This is a genomic window from Saccharibacillus sacchari (assembly GCF_037722395.1).
In the GTDB taxonomy this organism is placed as follows: domain Bacteria; phylum Bacillota; class Bacilli; order Paenibacillales; family Paenibacillaceae; genus Saccharibacillus; species Saccharibacillus sacchari_A.
The window spans coordinates 1-12741 of sequence record NZ_JBBKAR010000016.1 but is presented as its reverse complement, the minus strand read 5'-3'; the positions used below and the strand labels follow the sequence as shown (position 1 = coordinate 12741).

The window sequence follows — 12741 nt, the reverse complement described above, 5'->3', positions numbered from 1 at the left end:
CTTATGAACAATTCAGCAATGTTAGAGGGTGTTGTAACTGTTTAGACTGCTAGGGAATCGAAAACTATTCATCCTGCTGATTGTGATCGTTCTTTTCGTTGCCTTGATGGGCGTAACGCTCGGCGACCGGATCGGGTTGACCTGGCCGGAGAAATTCGTTAAGGATACGGTCGCATTTACGCAGCGCGTAGTCAATAAGCCTGCGACTGCAGTGTCGGGATTTTTTGAAGATATTTCGGAATTGGATAGCGTGTATAAGGAAAACGAAAGTTACCGGATGGAAGTTGCCGAGCTTAAACGGCAACTGATCGACTACAGGGAACTGACCACGAAGAATAAGCAGTTGCAACAAGATTTGAACTTTACGGACCTGCAAAAAAGAAACTCGAATAAGTATTACCGTTTCGCGCATGTCATTTCGGTCAACGAAGATGTGAACAATCCGACCGTCAATATTGACGTAGGTTCCAAAGACGGCGTGGAAGTCGGACAAGCCGTAACGAGCATCGACGGCATGGTCGGCGTCATCAGCACCGCTACTGATTATACTTCCACTATTCAATTGATTACTTCTTTAAGTCTGACCTCGCCGGACGGATATGCGATTTCGGCTACGGTAACCGGCAAAGAAGGAAGTTTCGGAATCGTTGAAAGTTACGACAAAAACAAAAAGCGGCTTTTGATGACGGGAATCGATCCGAACAAACCCAAACTTGAACCTTACGACGTGGTTGTCACTTCGGGAAGCGGCGGCGTATTCCCTGCAGGAATCGTATTGGGTGAAGTCATGCAGGTCACTCCGAGCGAATTCGGTCTGACGGAAACCGCGTTGATTAAGCCTACCGCGAGCTTCGTCGAATGGAAAGATCTCTTCGTCGTGATTCCGGGTGTAGATCCTAACGCGGGAGACGATACGCCATGACGTGGCGCAAACAGTTCCTCGTCTTGCTGCTTTTCGTGATTTTCCTGATCGAAGGCAGCGTTCTTCCCTGGTTCCTGCCGGACGCCTGGATGCCGCATCTTATGCCGAACCTGGTATTCGTCTGCGTTTTGTTCGTATCCGTATACCGCCACCGCTATGCGGGGATGGTGCTCGGCGCCGTGTTCGGCATGCTGCACGACGTCGTATATTACGGTGCGATGCTGGGTCCGTATTCCTTTACGATGGGGTTTACCGCCTACGTGCTGGGATTGATTTTTCAACTTCCCAAAGCACCGTTACCCGTCATGCTTACGGTCGTCATGCTCGGAAGTTTCATTTTGGACAGCATGTTGTTTGGCATTTACACGGTATTTAATTTTAATGAGCAAACGTACGACTGGGCATTGATCCAGTACATCATTCCTGACTTGTTGTTCCGACTCGTATTTGCGTTGATCATCTACGTGCCGATTCGTCGGCAATTCGACAAGATGCCGCTTCGTCCGAAAAAGGATGAGAAAGAGTAAGATCCGTCGCTTTGAAAAGCGGGCGATTCGCTCAAAGTAACGGATTCGCGGTAACTTTTATGCAATTCGTGCAGGAGAAAGGAACCTTCGTCTCGAAACATTCAAGTCGAAGGGGAGCGGGGGAGATGTCCATCAAGCGCAATCTCATTACAATCAAAGGAATCAAAGATGGTCTCGTGTTCCGGTTAGATGAACGATGTGAATTCGATGAATTGCTGACCGGATTGCGGGAAATGTTGGACAATAGCGAGACGTTTCTTAGCGGTCCGCTCGTTTCGATTGATGTGCGGTTCGGGGATCGGGACCTGTCGGACGAGCAGAAGCTGCAAATTTTGGATATACTGCGAAGCAAGCGTAATTTACTTGTGCGTTCGATCGAAGGCTCCAAATCGGCTGAACTTCGGGAGAATGCGGTACTGCGCATACCGATCACGACAATAAGCGGCATGGTCCGTTCCGGGCAGGTGCTCCAACATGATGGAAACCTGCTGTTTTTGGGTGATGTTAATCCAGGAGGTTCGATTGTGTGTACCGGAGATATCTATATCCTCGGAGCGCTGCGCGGAATGGCTCATGCCGGCTCTGAAGGTAGCGAGCATGCGATCATTGGAGCTTCGTATCTGGCACCGACGCAGCTGCGAATTGCTGAAGTCATCAGTCGTCCGCCTGACAGTGCCGAAGAGAGCAGCGCCCATCCGCATGAGACGCAGATGGAGTTCGCCTATCTGAAGGACGGGCAGATGCAGATCGACAAGATGGCGAATATCGCCCGGCTGCGCCGGGATCTGAATGTGTTCAAAGGAGTGTAGAAGATGGGAGAGGCTATAGTCGTCACTTCGGGAAAAGGCGGCGTCGGCAAAACGACGACCACAGCCAATATCGGAACGGCGCTGGCGCTGCTCGGCAAAAAGGTATGTCTGGTCGATACGGATATCGGCCTTCGTAACCTGGATGTCGTGATGGGACTGGAAAACCGGATCATTTACGATATTTGCGACGTGGCCGACGGGCGTTGCCGCTTGCATCAGGCGCTGGTAAAAGACAAACGCTTCGAAGAGTTGTACATGCTTCCGGCTGCGCAAACCAAAGATAAAAACGCGGTATCGCCGGAGCAAATCCGCGATATCATTATTGAATTGAAAGCCGAATTCCAATATGTGCTGATCGATTGCCCGGCGGGCATCGAACAAGGCTTCAAAAACGCGATTGCGGGTGCCGATCAGGCGATTGTCGTCACGACGCCGGAGAATGCGGCTGTGCGCGATGCCGACCGGGTCATCGGATTGCTGGAAAGTTCGCATATCGGATCGCCTAAACTGGTCGTCAACCGGATTCGTCCGAACATGGTCAAAGCCGGCGAGATGTTGGATGTGGATGAAGTGCTTCAGGTGCTCAATATCGATCTGCTTGGCATCGTGCCGGACGACGAGATGGTGATCAAGGCAGCCAATACCGGCGAGCCGACCGTCATGAACCCGGATTCCAAAGCTTCGATCGCGTACCGTAATATTTCGCGTCGGATTCAAGGAGATACGGTTCCATTGATGCAATTGGATGAGAAAAAAGGCCGTTTCAATCTGTTTCGCAGACTTTTTGGCGGCGGTAAGTCGTAACGTCATCCTATCAAGTCCCCTTCACTTTTCGTGAAAGGGGCTTTTTGATGTAGTCGTACAAGCCGGCGAAACTTTTTTAAGCCTTATCGCGTCTAGTGGAATAGAGGCAACCTGCGCATCCGAAAGCGTAGAAAGCCAACAAAATGCAGGGCTAGAGGTGACGCATGAAACAATTGGTTGTGCATAACGAAACGGAATGGACACAGGCGGCGCTGCTGGAAAACGGACGTCTAATCGAGTTTGCCGCCGAACGCGTTCAGGAGCATGGGACAGCCGGAAGCTTTTACAAAGGACGGATTGTGAACGTGCTACCGGGCATGCAGGCTGCTTTTGTAGATATCGGACTGAAAAAGAATGCCTTTTTATATATCGACGATATGCTGCCCGCCCATTTGGACAGGCAGCCCAAGTCAAAGCCTTCTATCGAACAAATTGCGCGTAAAGGTCAACAGTTGCTGGTGCAGATCACCAAGGAGCCACTAGGCGGAAAAGGAGCACGAGTGACGACCCATTACTCGCTGCCTGGGCGTCATATCGTCTACATGCCCGAAGCCGATTATGTAGCCGTGTCCAAAAAAATAGAGCCGGAGTCCGAGCGTGCGAGACTCAAATCCTTGGGAGAGCATATGCGGCGTCCTGGCGAGGGAATGATTTTGCGCACGGTGGCCGGCGGTGAACCGGACGAGACATTGCTTGAAGATCTGCTTCAGCTTCGTAGCCAATGGGACAAAATTTACTCGGCTTCCAAAGGAGCGGAGGCGCCGAGCGAATTGTATCGTGACCTGGATCTGGCACAGCGTATGATTCGGGATGTATTTGATCCTGGCTCCGATGAATTGATTGTAGACAACGCTGCGCAGCAAGAACGAATTCATGCTTATTTGGAGCAAATACTGCCAGGGGCCGAGACCCGGGTTCTTTTGCACCGTGAGTCAACTTCTTTGTTTGAGGCTTATCCGGTTGAACATCAGCTTCATCGGGACTTCGGCCGCAAGATTAGGTTGCCCGGAGGCGGAACGCTGATCTGGGATCAGACCGAGGCGTTGACTGTTGTAGATGTCAATACAGGGAAATTTACAGGAGCGGACGATAGTCTGGAAACCACAGTGACCGAGACCAATCTTGAGGCCGCCGAGGAAATTGCAAGATTGCTGCGGCTTCGTGATGTTGGCGGTATCGTGATCGTGGACTTTATCGATATGCAGGAAGAACAGAATCAAACCCGTGTATGGAACCGTCTTGAGGAAAGGCTCGCCAAAGACCGTACCCAGTCGCATATCGTGGGCTGGACCAAGCTTGGACTGTTGGAAATGACCCGTAAAAAGGTACGAGAAAGCGGCGCGGTGCTTTTTTACGAAACGTGTACCGTATGCGGCGGAACGGGACAAATTATGATTCGCTGACCTGTTGACTTTTCATGCAAGCCATGCTAAGATACGTTGGTATGTGTGCCGGTGTACTTCACTTTGCACAACATGCTGTAACCGCACAGGCCGGGTCTAAGCGATCGCTGCTTGCAGAAGATCCACCCGAACCAGGCGAGTCTGAGACATGAGGAGGTGCAAGAAGATGTACGCAATTATCGAAACAGGTGGTAAACAGTACAAAGTCCAAGAGGGCGACGTTCTGTTCATCGAGAAGCTGGAAGCCGCAGACGGCGAAAGCGTAACGTTTGACCGTGTCCTGGCCGTTTCCCAAGAAAACGGACTGACAATCGGAGCTCCATTGGTATCCGGAGCAACCGTAACGGCGACTGTTGAAAAACACGGTAAAGGCCAAAAGGTTGTTGTATACAAATACAAGCCTAAAAAGAACTATCACAAGAAACAAGGCCATCGCCAACCGTACACTAAAGTAACGATCGGCAAAATTCAAGCATAACTGAAGGTGATAACTTGGTTATCGTCCAGATTTTAAGATCGCCGGACGGCAAGATCACGGGCTTCAAAGTCGAGGGTCATGCGGGTTACGCCGATCGCGGCGAGGATATCGTCTGTTCCGCCATCTCGGCCATTACGGTCGGTACGGTGAACTCAGTCGAAGTGCTCGCGGGAACGGAAATGAAAACCCGGATGAAGAACGGTTTTCTCAGCGGAACTCTTCCGCCGATGGAATCGGACGAACTGAAGACCAAAGCTCAGGTGATTCTTGAATCGATGGTGGTCATGCTGAAAACGATCGAGACTTCTTACCGTGAATATATTCGCCTCGACGAGGCAAAAAAATAAGCAAAGAAGGAGGTAGACCACTATGTTGAAATTGGATCTCCAGTTATTCGCTTCCAAAAAGGGTGTAGGTTCGACGAAAAACGGACGTGACAGCCACTCGAAGCGCCTCGGCGCTAAACGTGCGGACGGTCAAGCCGTACGCGGCGGCGGAATCATCTTCCGTCAGCGCGGAACGAAGATTCACCCGGGAACGAACGTAGGTATTGGCAAAGACGACACTTTGTTTGCTCTGATCGATGGCGTTGTGAAATTCGAACGTCTCGGCCGTGACCGCAAAAAAGTCAGCGTCTACCCGGTACAAGTTGCTGACGTAGCAGCTTCCGTAGAGGCCTAAGACCTAACGGGTAATCAAGAAGCCTTCGGTATTCGTACCGAAGGTCTTTTTTTGTTGAAAGGTTTTGCTCGGCAATTGGATGTTCTTGGCTTGTGCTGGCTTGGATTTTTGCCGAATTCTGGGTATACTCAGACTAACTACGTATCAGAAACGGAGAGAGCCGATGAGAAGGTGGAGGGACTTATCCTTAATACTGCCGCTATCTACCGCAGTTCCCTTGGTTCTGGCCTGGATTTTCCCAAGAGTGATCACGTTTATCCTGCTGGGAGCATGGCTTGCTGCCGTGTTCTTTCTTTTGTCTGAACGGGAGAAACGTCGCAAGGATCGGGAGCTTCAGGAATTGAGACAATCTATGCAAAAGTTCTTCCTCAACGTCCTCAGTCACCAACGGCATGATTGGATGAATGATCTTCAACTGATCTTCGGATACGCAAGAATGGGCAAGCCAGAGCGGGTCGAAGAGATCGTAAGCAGAGTGAGCGAAGAAATGCACAAAGAAGGCCGCATTGCGAAGTTTGGACTTCCTGAACTTGTTTTTTACCTGATGACGATCAAAGGAGAAAATCGGGAAGTTGCGCTGCACATCCAGGCAGACCAGGAGCTTCGGTATGTAGGGAGCCTGACACCGGAAGAGGAAGAAGGGCTTATTCGTGCGGTGAGAGCAGGAATGGCGGCTTATCGCTATTCGGGACTTGCGGCGCAAGCTGCGGAACCTGCGCTGCGTATCGTGTTCGGCGAAGAGGGCGGGGAAGCGACTTTGTTCATCGAACCGGAAAATGATCCGCAGGCGGCATCTGTTTTACATCACGCGGTTGAAGAAGCTCTGGAATCCTGTGCCTTATCAGCGGAAGCTTCGGATCACGGAACGTTGATTCGTTGGAAGCTTCCTGTTTAATTTGAAACGCGTACGCAGCCATTAAGCTTTTGTGCATGGGATGCGTACACCATCTAGAAGAGGTGAAACCATGTTTGTAGATAAAGCGAAGATTTATGTAAAAGCCGGCGACGGTGGAGACGGTATGGTTGCGTTCCGACGCGAGAAGTATGTGCCGAACGGCGGTCCTGCCGGCGGCGACGGCGGTCGAGGCGGCGACATCATTTTCCGCGTGGACGAAGGTTTGCGTACGTTGATGGATTTCCGGTATCAGCGCCATTTCAAAGCTCAACGCGGAGAAAAAGGACGCAACAAAAACCAGTATGGAGCGAACGCCGAAAACATGGTGGTTCGTATTCCTCCCGGTACGCTGGTGATCGATGACGATACTCAGGAAGTGCTGGCGGATATGACCCGTAACGGTCAGGAGATCGTCGTGGCTCGCGGAGGACGCGGAGGACGCGGCAATGTCCGGATGGCTACGCAAACCAATACGGCTCCGGAACTTGCGGAACACGGCGAAGAAGGCAAAGAGCGTTATATCGTGCTTGAGCTTAAAGTTATGGCGGATGTCGGCTTGGTCGGTTTCCCGAGCGTGGGCAAATCGACGCTGTTGTCGGTCGTATCCGCGGCGACGCCGAAGATCGGCGCTTACCACTTTACGACGATTACGCCGAACCTCGGCGTAGTCGGGATCGACGACGGCCGCAGCTTCGTTATGGCAGATTTACCCGGATTGATCGAAGGCGCGCATGAAGGCATCGGTCTTGGCCATGAGTTCCTGCGTCACGTCGAGCGGACTCGGGTCATTATCCACGTCGTGGATATGTCCGGCTCCGAAGGACGCGACCCGTTCGACGACTGGGTAAAAATCAACGAAGAGATCAAGCTGTACAACGCGGAGCTGGAAAAGCGTCCGCAGATTGTCGCAGCCAACAAAATGGATATGCCCGATTCGGAAGAAAACCTGCGTATCTTCAAAGAAAAAGTAGCGGAAATCAATCCGGATATCGAGATCATGGCGATTTCTTCGCTGACCCGTCAGGGCGTGAAAGAACTGATGTATCGGGCGGTTGATGTGTTAGATTCGATCGCGGACATTCCGGCAATCGAAGAAGCTGCCGAGCAGGTTGAGCGTAAAGTTTATCGTGTCGAAGAAGCCAAAGAAGAAGGCTTCACGATTCGCCGCGAGAACGAGATGTTCGTCGTGGAAAGCGTTCAAATCGAACGTATGATGAAACGGATGCAGTTGACTACGCATGATGCGATTCTTAAATTGGCGCGTACGCTGCGCCATATGGGCGTCGACGAAGAGTTGCGTAAACGCGGGGCGAAGGACGGCACGATTGTGCGCATTGCGGACTTTGAATTTGAGTTTGTTGAGGGTAGTAGTTACTATTGAGCGGGCGAGCGGTTTGCGCTTGTCGCTCGGGCTTGTTTTCCTCTCGGGCCCTTTTTACGGGCCGCGAGTAGAAGGAAAGCCAAAAGTCGCTCCAATCGCAAACCGCTCGCTGGGGGTAGAGGGAATACCCTCGCCGCTTTTAGGCTCGGGTTGGGGTAGGACTTAAGATCAAAAGCTTAAAGTCAAAGGCGTAAGATCAAAGGCTTAAGATCAAAAGCAAAAGAGGATCGCAGGCGCCCGTTGTTGACGGGCTATGCGATCGAAGGGCAGTTCATATATTTTGGATAAGCGGGGCGTCTATCAGGGGCGCTTCGCTTTTTTTTGTGGGGAAATGGAGGAGCAATTTGAGATAAGATTAACGCGGCATGTAACTTTTTTGCGGTAAAGGGTTGACGCTAGGTCGGTTTATTGGTTATAATGTCCGCTATATGAAAACAGTGGTCTTTAAGGAGAGGACGTTATATGAAAGAGCGTTATTATCTGGCTAGAGAAGATATTTTACCGGAAGCAATCTTGAAGACGTTGCATGTGAAAGAGCTGTTGGCTGGAGGGCAGGCGAAGACGGTTAATGAAGCTGTCGCGATTGCGGGGATCAGTCGGAGTGCTTTTTACAAGTACAAAGACGGGATTCATCAGGTCAATCAGTTGGATCGGGAAAGATTGGTGACGTTGTCGTTGTTGCTTGAACACCGGGCGGGGATTTTGTTTAAGGTCCTCGGGTTGATTGCCGAAAGCGGCGGGAACGTGTTGACCATCAATCAGAGCATTCCGCTGCAAGGTACGGCGAATGTGGTATTATCGGTAGAAACGTCGAGACTGCACGAGGAGCTGGGGCGCCTAACCGCGTCGTTGGAATCGGTCGTAGGCGTCAGCCGGGTCGTTGTGATCGGGCAAGGATAAGTCGACGTAAACGGAACACATTTTTGAAATCGGAACGAGCAGCGTGTGCGGCAATATCATTGCTATAGCAAGGACTGCATAGGGACGGGGAGGAAATTGTACGTGAGTAACAAGCCGGTAAAAGTTGGATTGCTCGGTCTGGGTACGGTAGGAACGGGTGTCGTGCGGATCGTGGATATGCACCAGGAGGATCTGAGCAGTCAGGTGGGCTCGCCGATCGTGATCGAAAAGATTTCGGTCAAAGATCGGGAAAAGTCGCGCAATATTCCGATCGATCCCTCCAAATTGACCGATGATCCGTGGGAAGTCATTCATGATCCCGAGATCGACGTGATCGTGGAAGTGATGGGCGGCGTCGAGCAGACCCGTACTTATATTCTTGAAGCTCTGTCACAGGGCAAACATATCGTTACGGCGAACAAAGACCTGATGGCGCTCTACGGCACGGAGATTTTGGCCAAAGCCCAACAAATGAAATGCGACGTCTTTTACGAAGCCAGCGTAGCCGGAGGCATTCCGATTATTCGCACCTTAATCGAAGGATTCTCGTCGGACCGCATTACGAAGATTATGGGGATCGTGAACGGTACGACCAACTATATGCTGACCAAAATGAGCAAAGAAGGCGTGTCCTACGAGGACGTACTCAAAGAAGCCCAGCAGCTCGGTTACGCAGAATCCGATCCGACTTCCGACGTAGAAGGACTGGACGCCGCGCGCAAGATGACGATTCTGGGTACGCTCGGTTTCCGAACCAATGTCGAGCTTGCCGATGTGCAGGTAAAAGGAATCTCTGGCGTCAGCCAATCGGATATCGCGTATGCGAGAAACTTGGGGTACGAGATCAAGCTGCTTGGAATCGCGGATCGCGATGACGATGCCATCTCGATCAGCGTCCAGCCGACGATGGTCAAAGCTTCGCATCCGATCGCTTCGGTAAACGGTGTGTTCAACGCGGTCTACGTCTACGGTGAAGCAGTGGGCGAAACGATGTTCTACGGAGCGGGCGCGGGCGAGATGCCTACTGCGACATCGGTCGTAGCGGATCTGGTATCGGTAATCAAAAACCTGCGTCTCGGCGTGAACGGACTCAAGCAGATCGCGCCACACAAACCCAAAAAGCTCAAAACCGATGCAGAAATCGAATTCAAAAACTTCATTTTGCTGCATGTGGACGATAAAGCGGGCGTGTTGGCGCGCATTACACAAATTTTTACCGAATATGAAGTCAGTCTGGCCTCTGTGGTTCAACAACCGAATGAACTGAACCCGAATGCGGAGATTGTGATTGTCACACATAAAGCAAGCAAAGAAAGTATCGATAAAGTTCTGAAACGGTTTGACGAGTTGGAAGTCGTTCGTCGGATCATGAGTGTGTATCGGGTAGAAGGCTGAAGTCGGAAGGAGCAGGACATCATGATGAACGAAAACGCTGGATCGGTACGCGTCAGAGTCCCGGCCAGCACGGCCAATCTTGGACCGGGATTCGATACGCTCGGCATGTCGCTTTCCCTGTATATTTGGGTAGAGATGCGCAAGTCTGAACGTACGGTTGTACACTTTTCGGGTGATGGCTTTGAAGGAATCCCAGCGGATAAAAGTAATTTGATCTACAAAGTGGCTCAACTCGTATTCAAAGAAGCCGGCGTCGACGTTCCGGACCTGGAGATCGGGATGCGTTCGGATATTCCGTTGACGCGGGGACTCGGCAGCAGCGCATCGGCGATTATCGCCGGGATGGCTGCTGCAAACGCGCTGATTGGTTCGCCGTTGTCTAAAGATCGACTGTTCGATTTGGCGACAGGGTTAGAACGTCATCCGGACAACGTTGGCGCATCGTTATTCGGCGGTATCATCGCAGCTGCATGGGACGGGGAGCATGCGGACTATGTTCGAATCGATCCTCCTCAAAACCTGAAAGTGCTGGCCCTGATCCCCGAGTTTGAGTTGGCGACATCGGCAGCGCGTGCAGTTTTGCCGGAGCAGCTCACTATTCAGGATGCCGTTTATAATATCAGTCGTTCTTCATTGCTGACTGCTGCCTTGGCGTCAGGTCGATTAGACCTGTTGTCTTCTGCGATGAAGGACCGATTGCATCAGCCTTACCGTGCCGCACTTGTTCCGGGCATGGAAAAGATTTTGGAACAAGCGACTCAATACGGAGCGCTTGGTGCTGCGCTCAGTGGAGCCGGACCGACCTTGCTCGCCCTTGTTGACCGTACGTCATCTGAATACCGTCAACTTGAAGATTTTATGCAGAGTGTCATGTCGGAAAACGGAATCCAGGCTCGTACACTCTGGTTGGAGCCCGACTTGGATGGAGCTGTTTGCGAAATAGGGATTCATCCGGATCTTTTTCTGGAATCGATTAAAGGAGAAATTTCGTCATGAAACGTATTGCGTTGCTTCCGGCCGGTTCCGTATCCCATGAAGCCGTCGATTATCTGTTGGGAGACGAGCCGGTTGAACTGATTCATTATAAGTTGATTTCCGACGTTTTTATGGCTGTGGTTCAGGGAAAAGCCGATTATGCGGTTATTCCGGTCGAAAACACGATCGAGGGCTCGGTCAGTCTGCATATGGATTGGCTGGTCAATGAAGTCGATATTCCGATGCGCGCCGAATGGGTGTATCCATCTATTCAAAATCTTGTCGGCCGCCGAGAGGAATTCACCGGAGAAGACGGGAGTCTCGATTTTTCAAAAGTGCTCAAAGTGTTATCCCACCCTGTTGCGATCGCGCAGTGTCGAACCTTTATTAGCGAACATCTGCCTAATGCGGAGCTTGAAAACGCAAGCAGCACGGCGGAAGGCGCGGCTCAAGCAGCGGCGCATCCGGGAAACGGTTGGGCGGCTTTTTCAACTCGGCTCGGTGCGGAACGTTACGGTCTGGATATACTTGCCGAGCGGGTGACGGATCACGACAACAACTACACTCGCTTTGTATTGATTGGCCCGGAGCAAATTAACCTGGGCAAACCTAGCGAGCATGAGAAAACGAGTATGCAAGTCATTTTGCCGGAAGATTATGCGGGTGCGCTGCATCAGGTACTGTCTGCTTTTGCCTGGAGAAGATTGAACCTGTCTCGGATCGAATCGCGTCCAACAAAAAAGAAGCTGGGCAACTATTACTTCTATATCGATGTGCTTGAAGCCGGAGATTCTGTTCTTTTAAAAGCGGCCGTCGAAGAAATCGCAGCGCTTGGTTGTCAGGTGAGAGTGCTTGGTTCTTATCCTTGTTTTGAATATGAGAGTGAGAAGTCCAGAGTATAAAGCTTGCTGGAATTTGGAAGTTTGGTACGTTGATGATATTTGATGAGAAGGGGCGCATAGTGCTCCTTTTTTTAATTCCAAAGCTGATAGAGTGAAGAAATGTTGCATTGCGTAAAGAAAATTGGATTAGGGCTTGAAATGTAATCGGCAGCATGTTAAACTAAAAGTCCAGTCGAGCGATTGCGAGATTGGATGTTTGTTTTTCGGATGTAGGTTTTAGAAATTCGGGTTTAGTATTACATAAAGTAAGCTAAAAAAGAATTTCAAAAAAAGACTTGCAAAACGAAAAATAACATGCTAATATATAAGAGTTGCTGCTGCGAGCGAAACATTGAGCGGCAGAAACGAGAAACACAGTTTGCTCCTTGAAAACTGAACAGTAAGTGAGTCGCGATGATGAAGATCATCGTGAGAATAAAGGTTCTTGAGCAATCAAGAATCGCCACGTTTTAAACGAGCACATGGTGCTTTCTTTTAAAGCGAAGACCGAAGTGATCGCTTCGTTCAATACTCTTGCCCAGATTGTGAATGTTAAAGTAGCTTGCTACTTCAGCAATCACAAGGTGGGTCAGGCATTGAAGCCGCGGTTGCGAAAGTGTTCGCAACTTTAATGGAGAGTTTGATCCTGGCTCAGGACGAACGCTGGCGGCATGCCTAATACATGCAAGT

At 50.8% G+C, this 12741-nt stretch carries 14 protein-coding genes, 1 rRNA gene and 1 other annotated feature; all 15 genes read left to right on the top strand.

What is annotated here, in order from left to right:
• The first annotated feature begins 37 nt into the window (after positions 1 to 37).
• A complete protein-coding gene (gene mreC, locus WKI47_RS04325) occupies positions 38 to 922 on the top strand; it encodes a rod shape-determining protein MreC (protein ID WP_340226202.1) in 885 nt (294 codons plus the stop codon).
• Positions 919 to 1449 carry a rod shape-determining protein MreD gene (gene mreD / locus WKI47_RS04320; protein ID WP_340225938.1) on the top strand — a complete coding sequence of 177 codons (531 nt, stop codon included), beginning with the start codon at positions 919 to 921 and terminating at the stop codon, positions 1447 to 1449. Before mreC ends, mreD begins: the two co-directional genes overlap by 4 nt.
• 125 nt (positions 1450 to 1574) lie before the next feature.
• A complete protein-coding gene (gene minC, locus WKI47_RS04315; RefSeq protein ID WP_340225937.1) occupies positions 1575 to 2258 on the top strand; it encodes a septum site-determining protein MinC in 684 nt (227 codons plus the stop codon).
• Positions 2259 to 2261: 3 nt separating this feature from the next.
• A complete protein-coding gene (gene minD, locus WKI47_RS04310) occupies positions 2262 to 3062 on the top strand; it encodes a septum site-determining protein MinD (RefSeq protein ID WP_340225936.1) in 801 nt (266 codons plus the stop codon).
• A 164-nt stretch (positions 3063 to 3226) separates the two neighbouring features.
• A complete protein-coding gene (locus WKI47_RS04305; RefSeq protein WP_340225935.1) occupies positions 3227 to 4465 on the top strand; it encodes an Rne/Rng family ribonuclease in 1239 nt (412 codons plus the stop codon).
• A gap of 69 nt (positions 4466 to 4534) precedes the next feature.
• Positions 4535 to 4618 (top strand) — a sequence feature (ribosomal protein L21 leader region).
• Positions 4619 to 4631: 13 nt separating this feature from the next.
• Positions 4632 to 4943 carry a 50S ribosomal protein L21 gene (gene rplU, locus WKI47_RS04300; RefSeq protein WP_340225934.1) on the top strand — a complete coding sequence of 104 codons (312 nt, stop codon included), beginning with the start codon at positions 4632 to 4634 and terminating at the stop codon, positions 4941 to 4943.
• Between the two features lie 14 nt (positions 4944 to 4957).
• Positions 4958 to 5290: a ribosomal-processing cysteine protease Prp gene (locus tag WKI47_RS04295; protein ID WP_340225933.1), complete on the top strand. Its 333-nt coding sequence runs from the start codon at positions 4958 to 4960 to the stop codon at positions 5288 to 5290.
• A 22-nt stretch (positions 5291 to 5312) separates the two neighbouring features.
• Positions 5313 to 5624 (top strand): 50S ribosomal protein L27, encoded by a 312-nt coding sequence (gene rpmA / locus WKI47_RS04290; protein ID WP_018977229.1) that lies wholly within the window; start codon positions 5313 to 5315, stop codon positions 5622 to 5624.
• Positions 5625 to 5964: 340 nt separating this feature from the next.
• Entirely contained in the window at positions 5965 to 6519 is a 555-nt protein-coding gene (locus WKI47_RS04285) for a Spo0B domain-containing protein (protein WP_340225932.1), read from the top strand.
• A gap of 70 nt (positions 6520 to 6589) precedes the next feature.
• Positions 6590 to 7900 carry a GTPase ObgE gene (gene obgE / locus WKI47_RS04280; RefSeq protein WP_340225931.1) on the top strand — a complete coding sequence of 437 codons (1311 nt, stop codon included), beginning with the start codon at positions 6590 to 6592 and terminating at the stop codon, positions 7898 to 7900.
• Between the two features lie 462 nt (positions 7901 to 8362).
• Positions 8363 to 8800 carry an ACT domain-containing protein gene (locus WKI47_RS04275; protein WP_172245000.1) on the top strand — a complete coding sequence of 146 codons (438 nt, stop codon included), beginning with the start codon at positions 8363 to 8365 and terminating at the stop codon, positions 8798 to 8800.
• 102 nt (positions 8801 to 8902) lie between these two features.
• A complete protein-coding gene (locus WKI47_RS04270; RefSeq protein WP_340225930.1) occupies positions 8903 to 10195 on the top strand; it encodes a homoserine dehydrogenase in 1293 nt (430 codons plus the stop codon).
• A 21-nt stretch (positions 10196 to 10216) separates the two neighbouring features.
• Complete coding sequence (gene thrB / locus WKI47_RS04265; protein WP_425355428.1) at positions 10217 to 11191, top strand: homoserine kinase; 975 nt, start codon at positions 10217 to 10219, stop codon at positions 11189 to 11191.
• Complete coding sequence (gene pheA, locus WKI47_RS04260; RefSeq protein WP_340225929.1) at positions 11188 to 12072, top strand: prephenate dehydratase; 885 nt, start codon at positions 11188 to 11190, stop codon at positions 12070 to 12072. The genes thrB and pheA overlap by 4 nt, the downstream gene beginning before the upstream one ends.
• Before the next feature lie 607 nt (positions 12073 to 12679).
• A 16S ribosomal RNA gene (locus WKI47_RS04255) occupies positions 12680 to 12741 on the top strand; the annotation flags it as partial.